Here is a 527-nt window from a genome sequence, read left to right on the forward strand (position 1 = left end):
CTGATATAACGGACACATCCTCTGTTTTTCCTGCCATTGAAATATTTTTCATGCTTGCAGGGACACAGAGAATTATCTTTGGATTTTTTAAATGGACAGCAGAATTTTTGCTTGATGTAGGAATCAAAATACTGTCTTCCATCTTTATGCATGGCTAGACCGCCTTGACATATAATATTGCCGGTGGAAGTTAATTTAGGATTTTTCTTTCCTCTTTTGTTCATGGCAATAAAGGCAAGTCCTTTCAGGTTGTTTTTTATGAAATTATGATTTGATTTTGAATCATAGCCTTTATCTGCGATAACGTAACTTCCATTAAGTGAAAACCAGCTGTTTGTACTTGAAAGAAATTTGGTTAAAGTAGAAATTTCATTGATATCAGCAGTACTTGTGTATTCATCTATAGGGAGTCCAGATATTGCATCACAGATAACGTGGTTTTTATAACCCCAGTAAAATTCATATTTTTTACTTGATTTATTGGAGTTATCACTGATTTTAACATTTATAGAATTATTTGCAGTATG

General features: G+C 32.6%; 1 protein-coding gene. It reads right to left on the bottom strand.

Annotation, left to right across the window (positions count from 1 at the left end; all coding sequences use genetic code 11):
- A partial coding sequence (locus tag KM800_RS15185; protein WP_254906592.1) for a transposase occupies positions 1–527 on the bottom strand: 527 nt, incomplete at both ends.

It is taken from the genome of Clostridium tyrobutyricum (assembly GCF_019144085.1).
GTDB classification, from domain to species: domain Bacteria; phylum Bacillota; class Clostridia; order Clostridiales; family Clostridiaceae; genus Clostridium_B; species Clostridium_B tyrobutyricum_A.